General features: G+C 66.7%; 19 protein-coding genes and 1 pseudogene. 13 read left to right on the top strand and 7 right to left on the bottom strand.

Annotation, left to right across the window (positions count from 1 at the left end):
• Positions 1–196: 196 nt before the first annotated feature.
• Both TsocGM_RS04925 and TsocGM_RS04930 read right to left on the bottom strand, forming a co-directional pair.
• Positions 197–1,231: a hypothetical protein gene (locus TsocGM_RS04925; RefSeq protein WP_126724192.1), complete on the bottom strand. Its 1,035-nt coding sequence runs from the start codon at positions 1,229–1,231 to the stop codon at positions 197–199.
• 311 nt (positions 1,232–1,542) lie between these two features.
• On the bottom strand, positions 1,543–3,165 hold the full coding sequence (locus TsocGM_RS04930; protein WP_126724193.1) for a hypothetical protein: 1,623 nt from the start codon (positions 3,163–3,165) through the stop codon (positions 1,543–1,545).
• 485 nt (positions 3,166–3,650) lie between these two features.
• Here TsocGM_RS04930 and TsocGM_RS26805 point away from each other — a divergent pair, with 485 nt between their 5' ends.
• Positions 3,651–3,971 (top strand): hypothetical protein, encoded by a 321-nt coding sequence (locus tag TsocGM_RS26805; RefSeq protein WP_233578339.1) that lies wholly within the window; start codon positions 3,651–3,653, stop codon positions 3,969–3,971.
• A gap of 264 nt (positions 3,972–4,235) precedes the next feature.
• Here the strand turns inward: TsocGM_RS26805 and TsocGM_RS04940 are convergent, their stop codons facing one another.
• On the bottom strand, positions 4,236–4,943 hold the full coding sequence (locus TsocGM_RS04940; protein WP_126724194.1) for a hypothetical protein: 708 nt from the start codon (positions 4,941–4,943) through the stop codon (positions 4,236–4,238).
• Positions 4,944–5,211: 268 nt separating this feature from the next.
• On the opposite strand from TsocGM_RS04940, the gene TsocGM_RS04945 reads away from it, so the two are divergent.
• From TsocGM_RS04945 to TsocGM_RS04990, 11 genes and pseudogenes are all read left to right on the top strand, one after another.
• Positions 5,212–6,195 (top strand): SDR family NAD(P)-dependent oxidoreductase, encoded by a 984-nt coding sequence (locus TsocGM_RS04945; protein WP_126724195.1) that lies wholly within the window; start codon positions 5,212–5,214, stop codon positions 6,193–6,195.
• A gap of 90 nt (positions 6,196–6,285) precedes the next feature.
• On the top strand, positions 6,286–7,284 hold the full coding sequence (locus TsocGM_RS04950) for a DHH family phosphoesterase (protein WP_126724196.1): 999 nt from the start codon (positions 6,286–6,288) through the stop codon (positions 7,282–7,284).
• Between the two features lie 151 nt (positions 7,285–7,435).
• Positions 7,436–7,555: pseudogene (locus TsocGM_RS27865) on the top strand (IS5/IS1182 family transposase); the annotation flags it as partial.
• A 469-nt stretch (positions 7,556–8,024) separates the two neighbouring features.
• On the top strand, positions 8,025–8,228 hold the full coding sequence (locus tag TsocGM_RS26810; protein ID WP_233578345.1) for a hypothetical protein: 204 nt from the start codon (positions 8,025–8,027) through the stop codon (positions 8,226–8,228).
• Between the two features lie 138 nt (positions 8,229–8,366).
• Positions 8,367–8,621: a hypothetical protein gene (locus tag TsocGM_RS04960; RefSeq protein ID WP_126724198.1), complete on the top strand. Its 255-nt coding sequence runs from the start codon at positions 8,367–8,369 to the stop codon at positions 8,619–8,621.
• An 886-nt stretch (positions 8,622–9,507) separates the two neighbouring features.
• Positions 9,508–10,311: a hypothetical protein gene (locus TsocGM_RS04965; RefSeq protein ID WP_126724199.1), complete on the top strand. Its 804-nt coding sequence runs from the start codon at positions 9,508–9,510 to the stop codon at positions 10,309–10,311.
• A gap of 148 nt (positions 10,312–10,459) precedes the next feature.
• Positions 10,460–11,509, top strand: coding sequence for a DUF1559 family PulG-like putative transporter (locus TsocGM_RS04970; RefSeq protein WP_391731543.1), 1,050 nt, complete (start codon positions 10,460–10,462; stop codon positions 11,507–11,509).
• Between the two features lie 50 nt (positions 11,510–11,559).
• Positions 11,560–12,054 (top strand): helix-turn-helix domain-containing protein, encoded by a 495-nt coding sequence (locus TsocGM_RS04975; RefSeq protein ID WP_126724201.1) that lies wholly within the window; start codon positions 11,560–11,562, stop codon positions 12,052–12,054.
• A 356-nt stretch (positions 12,055–12,410) separates the two neighbouring features.
• Positions 12,411–12,944 carry a QcrA and Rieske domain-containing protein gene (locus TsocGM_RS04980; RefSeq protein ID WP_126724202.1) on the top strand — a complete coding sequence of 178 codons (534 nt, stop codon included), beginning with the start codon at positions 12,411–12,413 and terminating at the stop codon, positions 12,942–12,944.
• Positions 12,937–15,036 carry a cytochrome b N-terminal domain-containing protein gene (locus TsocGM_RS04985; RefSeq protein WP_126724203.1) on the top strand — a complete coding sequence of 700 codons (2,100 nt, stop codon included), beginning with the start codon at positions 12,937–12,939 and terminating at the stop codon, positions 15,034–15,036. The genes TsocGM_RS04980 and TsocGM_RS04985 overlap by 8 nt, the downstream gene beginning before the upstream one ends.
• A gap of 536 nt (positions 15,037–15,572) precedes the next feature.
• Complete coding sequence (locus TsocGM_RS04990; protein WP_126724204.1) at positions 15,573–16,343, top strand: gamma-glutamyl-gamma-aminobutyrate hydrolase family protein; 771 nt, start codon at positions 15,573–15,575, stop codon at positions 16,341–16,343.
• 126 nt (positions 16,344–16,469) lie between these two features.
• Here TsocGM_RS04990 and TsocGM_RS04995 read toward each other — a convergent pair whose 3' ends face one another.
• The 3 genes from TsocGM_RS04995 to thiC all read right to left on the bottom strand — a co-directional run bounded on the left by TsocGM_RS04995 (position 16,470) and on the right by thiC (position 18,761).
• Positions 16,470–16,958 carry a DinB family protein gene (locus TsocGM_RS04995; RefSeq protein WP_126724205.1) on the bottom strand — a complete coding sequence of 163 codons (489 nt, stop codon included), beginning with the start codon at positions 16,956–16,958 and terminating at the stop codon, positions 16,470–16,472.
• Positions 16,959–16,989: 31 nt separating this feature from the next.
• A complete protein-coding gene (locus tag TsocGM_RS05000) occupies positions 16,990–17,217 on the bottom strand; it encodes a hypothetical protein (RefSeq protein ID WP_126724206.1) in 228 nt (75 codons plus the stop codon).
• A 182-nt stretch (positions 17,218–17,399) separates the two neighbouring features.
• Positions 17,400–18,761, bottom strand: coding sequence for a phosphomethylpyrimidine synthase ThiC (thiC, locus tag TsocGM_RS05005; RefSeq protein ID WP_261341622.1), 1,362 nt, complete (start codon positions 18,759–18,761; stop codon positions 17,400–17,402).
• Between the two features lie 327 nt (positions 18,762–19,088).
• Here thiC and TsocGM_RS05010 point away from each other — a divergent pair, with 327 nt between their 5' ends.
• A complete protein-coding gene (locus tag TsocGM_RS05010; RefSeq protein ID WP_126724208.1) occupies positions 19,089–20,039 on the top strand; it encodes a DUF1571 domain-containing protein in 951 nt (316 codons plus the stop codon).
• Between the two features lie 53 nt (positions 20,040–20,092).
• Here TsocGM_RS05010 and TsocGM_RS05015 read toward each other — a convergent pair whose 3' ends face one another.
• A complete protein-coding gene (locus tag TsocGM_RS05015; protein ID WP_158633383.1) occupies positions 20,093–20,500 on the bottom strand; it encodes a DUF1499 domain-containing protein in 408 nt (135 codons plus the stop codon).
• Between the last annotated feature and the right edge of the window lie 60 nt (positions 20,501–20,560).

Below are 20,560 nucleotides of genomic sequence, written 5' to 3' on the forward strand. Positions count from 1 at the left end.
TCGGGGACAGGGACTCCCGATCGGTCTCGAGGGACGGCCCGAGGGAGGGCCGGGGTCGATGCGACGGCGAAGGAGTTCCGGCCCCCTCCGGGCGGCCCATCACTATAGCGGACGGTCGGGGTCGATCCAAGGGTCCGTCCCTCGACTCCGGCAGGAGGGCAGGAGACCGCGCTCGGGCCGTCTCTCACGCGGGAGGTCAGCGCGGGGAAGGGGTTCCGGGAGCGGTCGGGGAGGGGGGCGGAATGATGCTCAGCGGATCGTCTGGATTCTCGAGGACCATGACCTTCGGCATCACGAACGGCAGCACCTCGCGACGTCGGCCCCCTTCCAGCGTCACGGTGACGGGCTCCGGCGAGCCCGGATCGATGGCGAAGGTCTGGACCTGTTCCGAGTCGCTCCCCTCGTGGGTGATGACCTCCAGCGTGGCGGAGGTGATCGGCCGGTCGGGGTCGCTGACGATCGGCTTCACCCGGAAGGTGTAGGAACCGTCGAATCCCCGGGGGCAGACGTAGATCTCCTCGGCGTCGGATCCCCGACCGTTCTTGACCAGCGCTCCGCCGAAGACGGTTCGGGGAGTGGCATACTCGGCGGTGGCGCCGAGCGGTTCGTCGACCGCGAGGTCCAGGTCTCCGAAACCGTCCCAGGTGAGTCGGGCGTAGAGGTCGCGCGGCTCGGCGGCCTCGACGCGGTCGATCAGGGCCTCCGCCTCCTCCGTCCGGTTGGCCTCTCGGAGGCGCTTGGCGAGGGCGAGGGCCCGGAGCCGGGCCTCGGAGCGCCAGGCCTCGTCGACCCCCGGCCAGCCGAGGGAGAACAGCCCCTCGACCGCTCGCGCCATCCGATCCGGGTCGAGCTGGCGCTCCGCCAGATCGAGCGACTTGATGTGCGGTTCGGGGCGGTGGGGGAGCAACTCGGCGGCGCGGTCGAGCAAGTCCGCGACCCGGATCGTTCGGGTCCGGCCGTTTCCGAGATCGAGCTCGAATTCGAAGGCGTCTCGGGCCGCCAGCAGGTCGACCACCGTCAGCAGGCTATCCGGAGCGCCCTGATCGCCCGGCCGTTCGGCCACCAGCGCCGCATAGCCGAGCGCCTGCGTGACAAACTTCGGGTCGGCCTGGTTGTGGTCGAAGGCCACCGCGAGCATCTCGTACATCCAGGGCTCGGTGCGGAACCGTCCTTGAGCGAGATAGCCCCGGATGGCGGCCTCCACCTCCTGCATCAGCCCGTTCTTATGCAACGCAGCGACGGCCTCGAGCAGGTCGCGGGGGGTGGCGTCGCGGTCCTTGAAGAAGGAAACCCAGGCGGCCTCCTCCTCCGGGGAGGGCCTCCTCCGGACCGGAGGGGGCTGGTTGTTCGCGTTCGGATTGACGGTCGGTCCGTCTCCCCTCAGCGATGGCCCCGGAGAAACCTCGACCCCGCGCCGAGGAACGACCTCGGGGCCAACACCGCCCCGGATCCGAGGATCCGGGAGGGCCTGGCCCCGAGGGGATGGTTGAATCTGGGGAGCCTGGGAGGGATCAGTCCGACCCGATCCCAGGCCGAACCGGCTCAGTTGCTTTTTTTTTCCTCGAAGGCGGAGGGGCCATCCTGGGGAGCGACCGGGATGGAGAACATTCCTCCACCTCCCATGCCGCCCATACCCATACCGCCCATGCCCATGCCACCCATACCGCCCATACCCATACCGCCCATGCCGCCCATACCCATGCCGCCCATGCCGCCCATGCCGCCCATACCACCCATGCCGCCGCCGAAGCCGCCGCCGGAGATCAGCGAGATGGGGATGATCGCCAGGTCAGCCACCGGGTAGACGCGGATCTGGGTGCCCCGCCGCTCGGAGCCGGCGGCGGTGATCTCGAGCAGGTCGTCGTAGACGGTGTAGGAGAGGTCGAGTTGGTCGAGGATCAGCTTGAGGGAGGTCTTCAGCGGGATCCCCTCGAGGCTCAGCTTGACGGTCGACTGGAGGCTTTGCTCGGCCTCCTGCAGCCCGATCTCGTCGACGTAGATCGGGATACCGTATTCCAGGTTCTCGTCGGCGGTGGACGACCGGATGTAATCCAGGACGTCGCTCAGCGGGGTCTCGTTGCCGAAGGGCATCGAGATCGGCTCTTCGAGCTTCCTCTGGATCGCGAGCGTCAGGGGGGATCGCTCGACCAGGTCGACCGACTCGTAGCGGGCGGTTCGGCGCTCGGAAATCTCTCGGAAGATGTCGGCCGGCGGGTACTCGATGGTGATCGTGTCGGGGAAGGGGACCGAGGCGCGATCGACGTCGAGCATCGTCGCCATGTAGCGGAATTCCTTCAGCTCCTCGTAGGAGCGCGTCTGAGAGAGGAAGCCGACGGCCGTCGAGACGAACATGCCGGCCCGGGGGGCGGTGGCCGAGGGGATCAACGCGTTGGCCGACTGGGACAGCAGCCGGGCGTCGAAGAACGGCTGGCTGTTCTCGACGATGTCGCCGGTGCCGCGCTTGTCCAGGACGTTGAAGACGCCCTCGTTCATCAGCGTGTTGAACTGGATCATCAGCTCCCGGACGTTCTGCTGGGTCCGGAGCAGGGCGTCGACGGCCTGCGTTTCGCGCTGGGCGGCCGACTCGAGCCGCATCAACTCAGCCTGACGGTTGGCGAGCTCCTCGGCGCGGCGGATGGTCGTCAGAAGCTGGACCTGGAGCTCTCGGCGGAGCTGTTCGACGACGCCGGGAGAAACCTGGTCGGCCGAGTCGAGGGCCGTCAGGGCGAGCCGGAGGGTCTGCTCGGCGGCCTCGGGCTGGTTCTGCCGGAGCAGGGCCCGGGCCCGGTCGATCCGGCGCCGCATGTCGGAGGTGAGGAATTCCTCAGCGACCTGCTGGCGCTGGCGGGCGGCCTCGATGCTCGCGTCGCTCTCAGAGCCGAGGGCCGCCGGGGCGTCGCTCGGAGCCTCCTGGAGGCGTCGAAGGGCGGCCAGGCGGGCCGGGGCGCCGTCCTGACCGGCGTCCGGGTCGAATTCCAGGGCTTTGAGGAAAAAGCGATCGGCCTGGTCGGACTGGCCCTGCGCCTCGGCCTGGCGCCCCAGGTCGACGAGCTGCCGGGCGAGGTCGTCGGCCGAGGGGCCGGCCAGGGCAGGGGCCCCGGCCATCAGGCAGCCGAGCAAGGTGGCCGGCCCGGCCCCTTTCCACGAGCGAATGGTTCGGGACATGAGTCGATGATCTCCGGTGCTAGCAGGTGCCGGCGGGTTCGGGACCGGTCCGGGCGCGAAGCGTGGTGGAGTCCTGAAGCGATCGGGTCGTCGGCGCCGCCTCCGTCCGGGAGACGGCCGGGGGAAAGAGCCGGCCGGCCGTCGAGTCGAGAGCGAGTGGGTGATGGGAGGCGGCCCCGGCCCGACTCGCACCGCACGTCGCGCCGCGCTCCGTCGGGGGCCGCCGCTCGTCTGGGACCATTATGCCACACGGGTCCTGGCCTCGCGCCTCCGTCTGCCTTGCTCTCCCAAATCGTCCCCCGAGTTCCCGAAATTGACAAGCGCTCCCCAACGACCTACAGACCTCTCAGGATCCCGAGACGGCCGACTCGATTCCGGTGGGAACGTCGCGTTGCGTCGATGCGGACGGGATCCGGATCGGACCGAGACGAGCGACCGAGGCCGCCCCGAGCGGACCCGGACGAGGCTGGACAGGAGCGCGGCCGATGGCCGACAACCAATCGACGCCACCCGGGGGGCCCGAATTCGATTTCGATGCCTATCCCAACGACACCTGCTTCCACGAGCGGCGAGAGCGCCCACCCAGCCCTCGCCCCGCGAAGAAGGAACGCCGACGGAGGATCGACCCGACGACGTTCGAAAAGCAGTATACCCCCGAGGAGTTGGAATTCATGAACGCCATGCAGCGGTTCAAGATCCGCAGCGGCAAGACGTTCCCCTCCTACGGCGAGGTGCTCCAGGTGGCCCAGACCCTCGGCTATCGCAAGACGGGTCCATCGACCGACCTTCCCGGGACCGTCCGCTGACCGCTCCCGGTCGGCGACCGTCCCGATGCCATCGGCTCGAGGGCCTGGGCCCCCGGGACCGACCCGGTCCCCGCCACTCGTTTGTGATCGAATGAGTCGTGGCGGAACCGCGATCGAACCCCGACCCGAGTCCGAGACCTATCGGCGCAAGGAGACGGCCCGGGTGCCTGCGCGAGGCACCCGGGCCGTTGCTCGTCCGAGTCGAACCGGGACGATCCGGTGCCGACGGCCCAAGAGCCTGCCGACCCGATCGGCCGGCCGGGCTCAGAGGGCCAGCGGCTCCGTCGGCTGGACCAGCGCCAACCAGGCCTGGAGGGCCTGGCCGGTCAGCCGGACCGCCTGCACGAACCGCAGGCCGCTCGAAGCCGGAGACGCGCCCTCGGGCTCTTCTCCCCGGGCCGAAGCCTCGGGGGAGGACGGGGCGTCAATCTCACCATCGGTCTCCAGGCCGATCGCGGTGGCGAGGGCCGGGCCGGCGGAGCCGGCATTCGGCGCAACATTCGGATCGATCCCGGGATCGGTCGCGAGCCAGGGGACGCCCGCCCCAGGGGCGAGCGGCGCCGGCTCCGCCGGCTCGGACAGCCCGTCGGCCCAGCGGTTCAGGGAATCGGCGAACTCAGGGCCGAAGGTCGGCTCGGCAACTCCCGCGACGAGTTGCACACGCGCCTCCGGCTCCGCGATCGACTCCGAACTCCCGTCGCTCGCGAAGGCCGCGATGACATCCTCCATCACCGTGGCGAACGCCGCGTCGGCGTCCGGGGCGGAGGGCTCGACCGCGACGACCGGCTCGGTCTCGGGGGACGCGTCCCCCTCGATCCGGGCCAGCGCGATGCCGTGCCTCGCCTCGAACTCAGCGACCCTCGCATGCCACCATGCTCGCCCCGACTGGGTCCAGGCGTCCACGTCGATGCCTTGCGGCAGATCGAAGCCAAGGGCCGCCACGGCGCCCACCAGGAGGAAGCGGAAGGCCATTCAGGAATCTCCCGGACACGGTACAGGCCGTCGTTCACGATGCGACGCAAGGTTGGAGGCGGACTCGCCCGGAGACGGTCCGTCTCCGCGTCGCATCGACGTGATCGGTCGGGCAATTCCGTTGGCTTGAGAAAAATCGCCGGATGGTCCGGATTTTCTGTTTCCGGTTGGCCGATCGGCCGATCGCTCGTAGGATAGGCCGCGACCGGGAAGGACTCCGGTCTTGGGGATCCCCGATGCGATCGGTCCGGAGGGGGGAGTGCCAGGGATGGGCAAGACGGTCCTCGTCACCGGAGCCGGCGGGTTCATTGGCAGCCACCTGGTCGAGCGGCTCGTCCGGGACGGCCACGCCGTTCGAGCGTTCGTCCGCTACAACGGCCGGGACGATCGCGGGCACCTCGATGCCCTGCCGGCGGAGGTCTCCCGAGAGGTCGAGGTTCACCGAGGGGACCTCAAAGACCCCGAGGCAGTTCGTCGAGCGGTGAAGGGGAGGGCGTGGGTCTTCCACCTCGGGGCGTCGATCGCCATTCCGTACTCGTATGAGAACCCGCTCGACGTGGTTCAGATCAACGTCGTCGGCACGGCGCACGTGCTCGACGCCGCCCGGGACAGCGACGCGATCGACCGGGTGGTGCTCACGTCGACCTCGGAGGTCTACGGCACCGCCCAGCGGGTGCCGATCGACGAGTCGCACCCGTTGCAGCCGCAATCCCCCTACGCGGCGAGCAAGGTCGGGGCCGATGCCCTGGGCCTGAGCTACCACCGCTCGTTCGGGCTGCCCGTGGCGATCCTCCGGCCGTTCAACACGTTTGGCCCAAGGCAGTCGGCCCGGGCGATCATCCCGACGATCATCAGCCAGGCGCTGTCGAGGGACGTCGTCCGCCTCGGCAGCCTCGATCCCCGTCGCGACCTGACGTATGTGAAGGATACCGTCTCCGGGTTTGTCTCCATCGCCTCGTGCGACGCGGCGATCGGCCGGGCGGTGAACATCGGCCGGGGAGACGACGTCTCGATCGGCGAGCTGGTCGAGCGGATTGGCTCGAGGCTGGGCTCGGCGATCCGGGTCGAGTCCGACCCGGCGCGCGTCCGCCCCCCGGCGAGCGAGGTCCGCCGCCTGCTGGCGGGCACGGCGATGGCGACCGAGCTGTGGGGATGGAAGCCGGCCTACTCGCTCGACCAGGGGCTCGACGAGACGATCGCCTGGGTCCGGGAGAACCTGGCGCGCTTTCGGGTCGATACCTACACCACCTGAACGGATGAGCGACCGGCGGTCTGATTGCGGGAACGCGTCGGAGCGTCCTACAATAAAACGTTTGGACGATGCCCGACGCGGAGGACCGCAATGGATCTCGACTGGTCTCCCCTGGGCGAGCTGATCGGCGCCCACCGGCGGTTCCTGATCACGACCCACGTCCGGCCGGATGGCGACGCGCTGGGGTCGGAGGTCGGCCTGGCCGGGTTGCTCGAGCAGCGCGGCAAGGATGTCCGCGTGGTCAACGTCAGCCCGACTCCGCCGCGCTACGACTTCCTCGCCCCCCGGCCTCGATTCTTCGAGCGGTTCGCCGACGTCCGGGCCGAGAACCTGACGGATCGAGAAGCATTGATCATCCTCGACCTGTCGAGCTGGTCGCAGCTCGGCGACATGAGCGGCTTCGTCCGAGACTTCGTCGGGCCGAAGCTGGTGATCGACCACCACGTCAGTCAGGACGACCTCGGCGCCGTGGTCCTCAAGGACGAGACCGCCGAAGCGACCGGCACGCTGATCCTCCGGGCCGCCCGGGCTCTGAACGCGGCGATCACCCCGGTCATGGCCGCCGGCCTGATGACGGCGATCGCCATGGACACCGGCTGGTTCCGGCACTCCAACGTCCGTCCTGGAACGCTTCGGGACGCCGCCGAGCTGGCCGAGGCGGGTGCCCCAGTGCATGGCATCTACCGGATGCTCTTCGAGCGGAACAGCCCGGAGCGGATGCGGCTGGTCGGCCGGGCGCTGGCGAGCCTGAATCTGACGCTCGATGGCCGGGTGGCCTACTCCGCAGTGACCCGGGACGACCTGTCGAAGACCGGGGCGATCCCATCAGACACGGAGGACCTGATCGATCAGCTCGCCGGGATCTCGGGCGTTGAGGTGGCGATGCTGCTGATCGAGCAGCCCCGGGGAGGCGTGAAGGTGAGCCTCCGGTCCCGGGGGGAGATCGATGTGGCCCAGCTTGCCTCCCGCTTCGGCGGGGGCGGCCATCGGGCCGCGGCCGGAGCGCTGATGCCCGACCCGCTCTCCGACTCCCGAGAACGAGTCCTCCGGGCCTTACGCTCGATGATGGGGGCCGAGGAGCCCTCGTGATTGGACCTGGCGTTCGATTCGATTGGGTCCGCTCCTCGGTTCTGTCCGGTGAAACGCATGTTGTTTCCTCGGCCTCTCCTGGGACTCGGAGGCCGCCACGCCCCGCCCCGCCGAGCTGACCGCCGAGCAATTCGCCCGGATCGAGGACCTCATGCCCGCCACCGGCAAGCCCGGCGGGCCGTGGAACGATCACCTGACGACACGCAACGGCATCCTCCGGGTCCGGCACACCGGGGCCCAGTGGCGGGAGTTGCCCGAACGCGATGGCAACGGAACGTCGTCCCATGATCGGCTGAGCCGCTGGCGTCGGGACGGCACCTTCGACCGCATCCTGGAGCGGCTGCACGAGCGGCTCGGCGAGCGGGGCAAGATCGACCACGACCTCTGGTGCGTCGACGCCACGAACATCCGAGCCGGCCGGGCGGCGGCCGGAGCCGGGGGGGGGAAAGGTCCCCGACGAGCCGGAGGACCACGCCCTCGGCCGCTCCCGAGGCGGCTTCGGTACCAAGCTCCACCTGATCCTCGACAGCAACGGGCGGCCCCTCTCGGCGGTGGTGACGGCCGGCCCGGCCCACGCGTCGAAGTCGCTGGAGCCGGTGCTCGAGGCGGTGCGGATCAAGCGACCCGGACGGGGCCGCCGTTCCCTTCGCCGCCGCCGGATCAAGGCGGTGATCCCGACCCGCAAGGACCAGCGACGCAACCCGCACGTCGACAGGGAGGCGTAACGGCGGCGGAACGTGGTGGCGCGATGCGTCGGCTGGCTGAAGGAGTGCCGCCGCCTGGCGACCCGCCACGAGAAGCTGGCGGTGAACTTCCTGGCGATGGCCAAGCTTGCCGTAATCCGTCGCTTCTTCAAGGTTTACGATTCACCGGAAAGAACCTGGTCGAATGAGCCAAATTTCTTTTGGAAGGGACTTGATCTCTACGAACCGCAGTTATTATGATCCTGAGGAATTCGGTTCCAACATCATCAGTTGCATTAGTATGAACGTGGGCATTCCGGCGCAAGCCGAAGTCGTGGGGAGCAGGCCAGGCGAAGTACGACAGCGGGGCAGCACTCATTTCTCTCAGGAGCGACAGTGATGCCTGTCACCCATGCGCAGGGCGAGATTCTGGACAGAAAAGCACAGGCTCGCAGTCTCCTGCAATCGATTGCAATTATTGTTCTGCTTGTTGTGATATTTGTACTGTCGAGCATCTGCTACCTTCAATATCGGTTTGGCTCTATCGCAGCAGCGGCCGCTTACTTCAAAGGCTTCGGTTGCTTGCAAGTAACCAACACCAAGTCGTCCGAAATGCCTGCCAGAGCAACAAGCTCGTCTTTAATTACAACTTAACTAACTACAGTAACGGTCCGATTACCCTCCTGGGGGCCTCTGCCTCTTGTTCGTGTGCCGTGACTCAGAAGTTGCCAATTTCCATCGGGCCGGCGGAGACGTTCGTTTTCGCCGTGACGGTCACGGTTCCGAGGGGGCGTGATCGAGTAGCGGAGTTGGTCCGATTATTCACAGATGACCTAAAGCAAAGCGAAATCGTTTTGGCTTACAGCATTGATAATACTAAATAAATTTTTGCTGTTGTCACTTTTTTATTGTTTAGTTGTGGTTGAACGGGCCGCAGGCAGTATTCGAGATATTCATTCGGAGTTGATCGAATCAAGCAGCGTCGTTATCGTCTCGCGAACTCGCACCGAGGAGAAGCGATCATGTGTTCGATCCAGAGAACATTTTCCAGCCTGTTCTTCGCGCTCGCGGCCACGTTCTGCCTGGCTGCGGTCGTGACGCAGTCAGTATCGGCCGATCCGGCCCAGGGCCCTTGTCTCCTGTGGTACAACCAGCAAGACAGGTATTGGTTCTGTGCGGGGGACTGCCCGGTCCCCCTCAATTGCAATATGCTCTTTGAAACGGATCCGGTCACGGGAGAGGTCACCAACTTCTGGTGCGACTGTACGTGATCGAAAGCGATCCCGCAGGATTCCACCGACGGATCTCCGAACCCACGTTCGTCTCCGGTAGGGCGTCGGCGTGATTACGCCGGCCCCTTCAAGTTGAGTCATCCGGCCATTCGTTGCAACCAAAAAACATGAAAATTATACTTTATACTGTGATATTGTTTTGCGTGTCGTCCATATCCCGAGCGAGGGGAGACGGCGCAACTGCACTCGAGAGGTTTGAGGCAGAGTATCCTGCTGCTGCGGCGAGGCTGGAGGAGCGATACTCCCAGGTGAAAGGCTCGTACACACTGGTAAGGCCAAGCACAAACGAAAAAGGATCCATTAAAGAAAATGGATCTTTTGCGTTCGATCATGGGTTCGAGAGAGTCAGATTTGTAAGGTCGTCCGCTGCGGCGGGCCATGCCATTGAGCAGGAGTTCGTTTATTGCGTCGGCGATCGATCGGCATTCATGTTGGTTCGATCTGTAGGCTCACCGGCTTGGGTCGTCGAGGGCATTGGCACAACCCCATCGGACAAAGCAAGGTACAACTCCGTCTTCGGTGTTTATGCCAAAGCTCATTACTCACTCAGGGGCACGCCCCTGTCCCAGATTGTGAAGGGGCCGAGCTTCGTGCCCACCGATGCGGAACTGATCGACCAAAACGGACATGAGATAATGCGAGTCACCGCCGAGTTCGGCAGCAAGGTCAAAGAATATTTTGTCATTGATTTTGATGTGGGGATGGGTTGGGTGGTAAGCTCCATCGATTATCGGTCGGACTTCAGTAAAGGGTCGAGAATCGATATTAAATATGGCGATATCATTGACGGATTTTACACGCCCGAACTCGTTACGATTCGTGACGCGGAAGGAGCCACAGTGGAATGTCACTTTTCCGGATGGACGTTCGAGCCCACGCCGGAATCCGAATTCAATATGGAATACTTCGGGTTGCCGGATCTCGCCACTGAGGCCCGTCGATCCGGGCGATCGCTCACGTTTTGGTTCGTCACGCTGGCTATGACATCCCTCATTGCAGCAACGATCTTGAGGGTATCGCTTTGGCGAGGTGCGGCGTCCAAGCACACTTGACAGTGGTTCCAGTCCGGTCTACACGTTGCATTCCCTGAAGTGACGACTGGCTCCGGCTGACCCTTTCATTTCAATGCATGGTAAAGCGTGGTGATTTGCCGTGAGCGAATCAATTTCCGCAAGGATCGCGTTGTTGTGCAGTTCATCTGTGGATGGACGAGGTCGAAGCCGAAATTCGGATCGATATGGTTACACACTAATAGAAGTATTGGTGGCTGTCTCTGTTGTTGGGATGGTTATTGCTTTGTTGCTGCCCGCGGTCTCTGCTGCCCGGGAGTCTGCTCGGCGAGCCCGTTGCGTGTCGAACTTGAAACAAATCGTCACTGCATTGCACAGCTACCATGACTTCCACGGAAGCTTTCCCGCGGGGCGGTTCCTGTCGCACGATGCACGTTATCTCGCGTTCGGTGTGCCCTGCGCTGGCCCAACAGACCGGAGCTATCTGGTTTCCATCTTGGCGAACATCGAGCAAGAGGTTGTCTACAACTCCGTGAACTTCGAGGTTTCCATTTTCAGTAACGAAAATAGCACCATTCATTCTGTTACAGCTGGAACTTTTTCTTGTCCGAGCGATCCGGACTCGATGTACCCGCGGTCCGGCGATCCCTTCAAGAGACTCCCGAATGTAGACTCTTCTCAACCAAATTGGAGGAGTCTCTCCAGGACAAGCTACGCGGGATTCCTGGGAATCCACGGCCTCTGGGCACTCCCTGACGCGAATCGTGATTGCCGCGTGGATCCCGTGGCGATTGCCATGGCGAATGGATGTATCACGGATGTTGCTCCTGTTTCGTTCGGGAATATTACCGACGGCCTTAGTAACACGATCGTTGTGGCCGAGAAATCGACGACGATCCTGCAAGAGCTGGATGTACCCCATTTCCCCGACCTCCGAGAGCAAATCGGATGGTGGTTCTCGGGTCAGTTAGGAGACACGCTTCTCGTGGGTTCGTATCCCCCGAATGCCCATAATGCCGTCCATTCGCCAAATAAGGATCTATGGACATTGTCTGCGTCGAGTCTTCATCGCGGTGGAGTTAACGTGGCGTTCGCCGATGGTTCGATTCGTTTTATCTCAGAAAAAATTCAATCTTCACCTCTCGAACCAATGTTTGGTGCTCCAATCATCGACTCCCCTCCGGGTGTGTGGCAGAAGTTGATCTCGCGCAACGATGGCGAGTTCGTCACTGATTACTGACACCAGCCCAGCGAACGGAACGGTAGAGCGTCACCGTTCGTCGTACGGGCATGAGGCCCATCGGAACCGCCGAGGAACTCGAACGTCGTCGCCGTCGGGGCGTGGAACTGGTCAAGCGGGGGGAGTCCCCGACCAAGGTCGCTTCCTTCCTCGGCTGCGGGCGTTCCTCCGGCTCCACCTGGCTCAAGGCGGAGCGAGAGGCCCCCGGGTTGCGAGCCGCCCGGCCGCACCCCGGCCCGACGCCCCGGCTGACCGACGAACCGCTCCCGGAGTTGGAGCGACTGCTACGGCAAGGGGCCGGGCGCCACGGCTGGCCCAACGACCTCTGGGGCGCCCACCGGTTCGCCGAGATGATCCGCCGCCACTTCGGCGTGGGGGGCCCCGTTGTGCTCGTCCGCAATCGGATCCGGCGGCGGCTGAACTGGAGTGGTTCGAGGCCGCTGAAGAAGGCTCGGCAGCGGAACGAGCTCCCCATCGCTCGACGGCCCCTTCTGGATATGCCCCCGGCCGATCGCGACCAGTCGCAGAGCGCGTCGGCTTGCTGATGCCGAGCATCGAGCACATGACCCCAACCGAGTGCGTCTTCTCCTCATCACGCTGAACTGCGAGTGTCCACGGCGTGGCGTCCTTCTTCATGGGTCGGCCGCTCGGTCGAGAAGCGACCTCTGGCGACTCCGCACGCTCGGCCGTAGGATACAAGGAGGTCGCGAAGGCGGGGGGCCGGGCTCCTCGAACGGCCTCGCGACCGTTCCCTCCCGGTCGGATCGCCCCCCCTCGGGACGCCCGACCGCCCTCCCCGACTCGGCGATGAGGTCGGGCCGGATCGTCACGGCCGCCCTCCGACGACACCCTCCGAACCGGCCCGCCCCGCCCCGCCTCGACCGGAGAGACCGCGAATCCCATGAATCGTCGCGACTGGTTCCGCCTCGGGGCCATCGGGCTCAAGGGCCTGATCGGCCTGGTGCTGGCCGTCCCCGGGGCGGCCTACCTGTTGTCTCCTCTGCGCAAGCGACGGGAAGACACCACTGACTTCCGCCGCCTGGCCCGGCTCGGGGATCTGGAGATCGGCCGCCCCCGGTCCTTCTCGATCGTCGACGAGCAGCGGGACGCCTGGGTGACCTACCCGGCCACCCCCATCGGCACCGTCTGGCTCGTCCGACAGCCGGAGGGGGCGGAGCAACCCGTCCTCGCCCTGTCGGCCGAGTGCCCCCACCTGGCCTGCAAGATCAAGCTGGCCGGCGACGGCAACGGGTTCGTCTGCCCGTGCCACGCCAGCAATTTCACATTGGATGGGAGCCGGGTGAAGGCCATCTCTCCCAGGGGGATGGATACCCTGGAGGTCGCTCCGATCGACCCGAACGACCCGAACGCGGAGGTCCGGGTGAAGTTCCAGCGGTTCCGCACCGGGACCGAGGAGAAGATCCCCCTTGCCTAAGCGAAGCCGATTCCTCGAATGGGTCGACGCCCGGACCGGCGTCCCCTCGTCGCTCGACCGGACGGCCTCGGAGCAACTGCGCGGCGGCGCGGGCCTGCGGTACGTCTTTGGCTCGGCGCTGGCCGGGGCGTTCCTGATCCAGTTGATCACCGGCCTGCTGCTGATGGCCTCTTATGTGCCGTCCTCCTCCCACGCCTGGGGGAGCGTCTGGTACATCAACAATGAGCTGGACTTCGGCTGGCTGATTCGCGGGCTGCACCACTTCGGCTCGTCGGCGGTGGTCATCCTGCTGGCCCTGCACCTGGTGCAGACGATCGTGCTGGCCGCGTACCGGGCCCCCCGGGAGTTCACCTGGTGGCTCGGGCTGTTGATGATGTTCGCCGTGCTCGGCCTGGCGCTGACTGGCTACCTCCTGCCCTGGGACCAGAAGGGGTACTGGGCGACCCGGGTCGCCACGAACATCGCCGGCACGACTCCGGTGATCGGCCCGGTCGTCCAGCGGGTGCTCGTTGGCGGGGTCGAATACGGCAATCAGACGCTCACCCGGATGTACGCGCTGCACGTCGGCCTGCTGCCGATGCTGATCGTGCTCGGCCTGATCGGACACTGGACGCTCGCCCGACGTCACGGGCTGACCGGCCGCGACCGTCCCGGCCGCACCGACTCCTACTGGCCCTTCCAGGTGTTCTATAACCTGCTGGCGATCACTGTGGTTCTCGGGATCCTGCTGGCGATCGTCTGGGTCAACCACGGGGTGACGCTCGAGGCCCCGGCCGATCCGTCGGGGACCGACTACCCCGCCCGGCCGGAATGGTACTTCCTCCCCCTCTATCAGCTGCTGAACGAATTCGACAGCGACACCGAGATCATCGGCACGATGGTCATCCCCGGGGCGATCGTCACCGTGCTGTTTCTGCTGCCGGTGCTCGATCGCCTCCTCCCGAGGCGGCTGGTCCACTTCGGGGCCTGCGCGCTGATCTTCGGCGTCCTCGGTGGCGCCGGGGCGCTCATGACCAAGGCGATCCTGGCCGACAAGAACGACGCCGCCTTCCTCCTCGCCCGGCTGGAGGCCGACCGCCAGCGCGACCGGGCCAATGCCCTGGCCGATGCCGCTGGCCTCCCCCCTGAAGGGGCCGGCTACCTGATGGCCCGCGACCCCCTTTCACGCGGCATGGCGCTGCTGGAGGCCAATTGCCTGAGCTGCCACGTCTACGGCGGCCAGGGGAAGGTGCAGTCCCAGGTCGCGCAGCCGACTCCCGAGCAACTCGAGGCCTCGGATCCGTCCCGACTGGGGACCCTCTCCGGCGCGTTGCCCGAACAGGTGCTCCGGATGGTCGCCTTCGCCCTGCCCGACGACATCCAGGCCGAATCGGCCTCGACCGACTTGGGCGAGCACGGCGAGACCCTCTACCGAGTCGAGGGACGCAACGCGCAGGACGAGCGCGTCGTGGCCGAGACGGCCGAGGGAGACGCCCACGTCGTCGTCTCGACCTTCAGCAACCAGTCGGCCTGCGACCTCAAAGGCTTCGGCACGCGGGACTGGCTGCGGGGACTGCTCGAAGACCCCTCGTCCCCGGCCTACTTCGGAACGGTCCCTCAATGCTCGGGCATGGCCGAGTGGAAGGCCGGCTCTGAGCTGTCGGCCGAGCAGCTCGACGAGGTGGCCGACTTCTTCGCCGAGCACGTCATCCCCTACCGGGAAGGGCTCTCGGCCGCCTCCTGGGAATTGCAGTTCGCCGAGGCCGAGGAACCGCCCCCCGGATACACTCATTTTATGAACGAATGTGCGAACTGCCACCTCTGGGGCCTCGGCGGTGCCGACGGGACCGGGGTCGACTCGCCGAACATCTACGGCTGGGGGTCGCCGACCTGGATTCGGCGAATGATCGAGGAACCCGGCGCCCGAGACCTCTACGGCTACCTGGCGGAGCACGAGCAGATGCCCGGCTTCGCCGGCCAGTTGACCGACGAGGACCTCGACGTCATCGTCCGCCTGCTCCGGGGAGAGTTCCTGCCTCCGGTCGGCGTCCTTGAAGGGCCCGACGAGGAGGAAATGCCCGAGCTGATCGCCGACCAGCAGGACGGAGACTGAGGTCGGGAAGATCGACCTGATGCGAATGCGGGCCCGGCAGTGCGTGTCTGTGCACTGTCGGGCCCGTTCGCATTCTCGGGAATCGGATCGAAGCGGAGGAGATGCGGGCGTGCCCTCCGCTTCCCAACCAGACGCCCGTCCGAGGGGCCGGACGGCTCCTGGAGCCGATCGGTGTGCTCGGTCAGTCGTCGGACCTGGACACATCGCTTCCCGAACTGGGTGGGAGGTGGGAAAACCCCGCGCAACCGCCATTTTTTGTTGAAACCGTCGGGATCGGTCGATACTCTCCGATTCGCTCGATCGGGCTGGTCGAGTCGCTCGGATCGGAATCGGTGGCTTGCCGGCCCTCCTATCCCTTGCGGCGTTCTCGCGAATCCCACAATCCGGCACCTCCGCGTCGGGGGCCGGCCCCGCCCGGAATGGGCGAGGGAGGCGTCCCGCGATCGGACCCGTTCGCACTCTCCGCCGGGCCCTCCCGGTCAGGGGGGGCGTCCGGGGCGTGCTCACGACACCACTCCTCATCAAGGAAGGATGCCATGACGAAGGAGAAGGATCGGCCGCTGATCGGGATCAACATGGACCTGCGGGGCACCGGCCGGGGGCAATTGCCCCACAGCACGGTGCAGTCGGGCTATTATGACGCGATTCTCACCGCCGGCGGGATCCCCGTGCTGATCCCTCCGCTGTTCCGGGAGCACGAGCTCTCCCCGATCCTGGACCGCCTCGACGGCCTGGTCCTCACCGGCGGCGACGACATGGACCCCCGGAAGCAGAACGTCGCCCCGCACCAGTCGGTCACGGTCATGTCCGAGCGCCGGGAGGCCGCCGACCGCCTGCTCTGCCGCCTGGCCTACAAGCGGAAGCTCGCCACGCTGGCCATCGGCCTCGGCATGCAGGAGATGAACGTTGAGCACGGCGGCGGGCTCTACGTGCACGTTCCCGAGGACATCCCCCGCGCCATTCCTCACTTCGACCCGCACGGCGGCGCCCACCGGCACATCGTCATCATGGAGCCGGGCACGCTGCTGGAGGAGATCTACGGCGAGGGGGAGATCCGGGTCAACAGCTACCACCACCAGGGCGTGCGCAAGCTCGCCTCGATGTTCCGCCCGGCGGCCCACGCGCCGGACGGCCTGCTCGAGGCGTACGAATATCACGACATGGACGAGTGGTGGTGCGTCGGCGTTCAGTGGCACCCCGAGAACGAGGGGCACATCTCGCTCGACACCCAGCTGCTGGAGGCCTTCGTTCAGGCCTCCGGCCGAGGCTTCCGCCGCCTGGCCCCGAGCAAGATCAAGGCGGCCTGAGCCCGCCGATCCCGCGGCCCGGGCTCTGCCCGGGTCGCCTCCCGCACTGATGGGACCGGCCCGGACCTCCCGGCGCAGGGACGCGCCGGGGCCGGGTCGGGACCAACCTCCCCGACCCCTCCCTCCTCACCAGAGCGGAGCCCCGCCCAGCAGGCGGCGGAGGAGGGCGATCTGCCCGGCATGGATCATCTCGTGCCGGGAGCACCAGGACAGCGCGTCGCCCTTGGTCGCGCACAGCGGGTGCGGCACCTCGGGGGGCTCGTCGAGGGCCGACTCGGGGAGACCGGCCAGTTCGGCCATCGTCCGCTCGTGCACGCGGTCGAAGATCGCCCGGATCTCCTCGGGAGCTGGCCCGTCGGCCGAAGGGACGGAGCCCCGGCCGAACGCTCCCAGCACCGGTTCGGGGATGATGGCGTCATCCCCCTCCCGCCTCCCCCGGATTCGTTGGATCGCCAGGCGATACTCAGCCATCGCCAGGTGCCCAACCTGCCAGCAGATGTGGGAAACCCCTCCTGGCATCCGGTACCAGTCGGCCGGGTCGATGGTGGCGATCAGGTTCTCGGTGTAGCGTCGAGACGAGCCGATCTGGTTGATCAGCAGCGCGAGCCGGGACATCAGTTTGAGCCTCCGGGCGGCCCCGTCCCGATCACCCGTCGCCCTTCGGGCCGGAGGGGGTCCCGGCCTGCCCCGCCCGCCGGGTGACCGCGATCAGGCCGATTCCCGCCAGGACGAGCCCGGCGCCGATCGCCATGCCGTAGGCGATCGGCTGGCGGACATCCATCCACCAGCTCATCAGCCCGAGGGCGAACGCCACCGATCCCAGGGCGATGAACGCCATCCCGGTGGCCGAAAGCGTCTGACGATGATCCGACACGACGAGGCTCCAACGAGTTCAGTCCGATCCGGTGGGGCGGTGGTGGACGGCCGATGACGGAGGAAAACGGGAGGGGAGCGCCTCGGGCTGGCGTCTGAGCCAGGACCCAATGCCGGCCCGACCCAGGTTCCCGTCCCCGACCGCTCATCGTCCTCCAATGGCCCGGCGATCCCGGACGGTGCTCAACCCGAGGCGCCGACTGGCTCGGGGTCGAGGACGACCAGTCCGGCGGCCTGCTGGGCGTGCCGGCGGATGTCCTCGCTGATGCGCATCGAGCAGAACTTCGGGCCGCACATGGAGCAAAAGGCCGCGGTCTTGAACGCCTCCTGCGGCAGGGTTTCGTCGTGCATGCGGCGGGCGGTCTCGGGGTCGAGCGCCAGCTCGAACTGTCGGTTCCAGTCGAAGGCGTAGCGGGCTCGGCTCAGTTCGTCGTCTCGGTCGCGAGCCCCCTTGCGGTGGCGGGCGACGTCAGCGGCGTGGGCGGCGATCTTGTAGGCGATCACCCCCTGCCGAACGTCCTCCGGCTCAGGGAGGCCGAGGTGTTCCTTGGGGGTGACGTAGCAGAGCATGCTCGCCCCGTACCAGCCGGCCATCGCGGCGCCGATTGCCGAGGTGATGTGGTCGTACCCTGGGGCGATGTCCGTGACCAGCGGGCCGAGCACGTAGAAGGGGGCCTCGTCGCACTCGAAGGCCTGCTTCTCCATGTTCATGGGGACCTGGTCCATCGGCACGTGGCCAGGGCCCTCGACCATCACCTGGCAGCCGCGTTCCTTGGCCCTCCGGGTCAGCTCGCCGAGGGTCTTCAGCTCGGCGAACTGGGCCGGGTCGCTGGCGTCCGCCAGGCAGCCGGGGCGGAGGCTGTCGCCGAGGCTGAAGGTGACGTCATATTCGCGCATAATGTCGCACAGGTCGTCGAACCGGTTGTAGAACGGGTTCTCCTTGCCGTGGGCCATCATCCACTGGGCCATCAGCGAGCCGCCCCGGGAGACGATGCCGGTGATCCGGTGCGCCGTCAGCGGGACGTACTCGCGGAGGATGCCGGCGTGGATCGTCATGTAGTCCACGCCCTGCTTGGCCTGGTGCTCGACCACGTCGAGCAGGCCCTGCTCGGTGATGTCCTCGGGTTTCTTGACCTGCTGGATTGCCTGGTAGATCGGGACGGTGCCGATGGGAACGGGGCTGGCGGCGATGATGGCGCGGCGGATGTCGTCGATCTTTCCGCCGGTGGAGAGGTCCATCACCGTGTCGGCGCCCAGCTCGACGGCGGTGCGGAGCTTGGTCAGCTCGTTCTCGACGTCGGAGGTGACCGCCGAGTTGCCGATGTTCGCGTTGATCTTGCAGGAGGCCTTGATGCCGATGCCCATCGGCTGGAGGCCCTGCTTGAGGTGCTCGCGGTTGGCGGGGATGACCATACGGCCCCGGGCGACCTCGGCCCGGACGAGCTCCGGCTCCAGCCCCTCCCGACGGGCGACGAATTCCATCTCGGGGCTGACGATCCCTCGGCGTGCCTGTTCGATCTGGGTCATGGTTCGGGGGTCCGGCAGCGATTGCGGTCGGGTCGGTCGAGTCCGGTGGGGGTCGGCATCGAGGGGGAGCGGGAGCGCCGACTCGGATCAGGCTTCATCGTAGTCGTCCACCCCCGGGCCGGTCAATTCGGGGGGAGGCGCGACTCTCGGGAAGGAGAGAGGCCGCCTCTGGGAGGATTCAGGCCCATCGTGACCATCCTCGGAGGCAGCGGGAGAGACGTCGGCTATTTCTGGCCGTATGATGGCGCCGAGCGATGGGCCCCGCGGAGTCCTCCGGACGACCCGCCTCGGCCCGCCTTCGAATCGGGACGCCGGGCGGACGGCCCGGCCTGGAGGAGCCCTCGCATGGTTGCGAATCGAGCCGGCTGGCGTCGTCCCCGCCGGATTTGGACCTTCGTCTCGATGGGGGTCGTCGTTACGGTCTTGGCGATCCCCCTGGCCAGTTGGTGGCTCACCGCTCCGCTCGACGACGGCGGCCCGTCCCCCGACCTCGTCGCCTTCCACCCCGGCGCGACGGCCCCCGACACCGCTTCGCGGCCTCTTGGCTCCGAGGCCCTGCCCGAATGGCCGGAGGACCGGCTGGAGGGCCCGGCCGCCAAGCGTTACCTCCTCGCGTTCATGGAACGCGCCGTCGCCCGCCTTGAGGAGATCTCGGGCTACACTGCCACGCTGACCCGGCAAGAGCGCATCAACGGCGAGCTTCGCCCCGAGCAGCGTCTCCGGATCAAAGTCCGGCACGAACCGTTCTCCGTCTACCTCCGGTTCGAGTCCCCCCGGCCCGGCCGGGAGGCGCTCTATCACGAGGGCCGCTTCGACAACCACGTGCTCGTCCACAACGGCGACTGGACCCGGCGCTTCCTCCCCCGCGTGAAGCTCGACCCGAACGGCCCGATCGCCCTGGCCGACAACCGCCACCCGATCACCGAGATCGGCCTTGCCCACCTCTCCCGGAAACTCCTCCACTTCCGGAAACTCGACCTGGATGATCCGCACGCCGAGACGATCCTCGACCGCGTGACCGACGAGGACGGGAGCCTCTGGTACCGCTCGCTCCACTCCCACTCCGACTCCAGCGACGACCGGCCGTTCTGCCGGGTCGAGGTCCGCTACTCCCCCGAATGCCTCGTCCCCCTGCACATCGTCAGCTACGACTGGCCCGAGCCGGCCCTCGACCCCGACTCGGGGGAGCTGAAGCTGGCCGAGCGCTACCACTACGAGGACGTCGAGTTCGACGTCGCGTTCTCCGAGCTGGACTTCGACCCCAGGAACCCCGAGTACGACTTCGAGCGGTATTGATCCGGGCCGAGGCCCCGGCGGCCGTCGCCCCGGATCATCCCATCGACTCGGGCTCAGGCATTGACCCTCGCCCCCTCGGCCACCCGGGCCTGACGCTCCCGGTCGGCCCGCTGCAGCCCTCTCGCCAACGCCCGGAGATTGCGGGCGTTCTGGCCGAAATCTCCCTTGCCGATCCGAGACGAGCTCTTGGCCAGGACGAGCGACCCTCTCGGGTCGGGCTCGAAGACGATGTGCACGTCGTCCACGAACCTCCAGACTCGCGTCGTGTGGGTCGCGTGGATCATGCCCCGCTCCTCGTAGGTGGCCACAACGCGCCAGCGCGGCCATCGGGCGATCTCCTTCTCGGCCCACGAGACGGCGTGGACCGGGGGCAGGGAGATCGCGAAGGGCTTCAGATCGGGGTCGGACGCCTCCCAGTGCAACTCGGCGCGGTTCCTGGTCAGGCCATCGAGCCAAGCCATCGGTTCGCTCCTCCGCATTCGGGGCCGGCCCGGCGGGGGAGAACTCCCTCCCCTCGGGGG

Source organism: Tautonia sociabilis, from assembly GCF_003977685.1.
Lineage (GTDB): Bacteria > Planctomycetota > Planctomycetia > Isosphaerales > Isosphaeraceae > Tautonia > Tautonia sociabilis.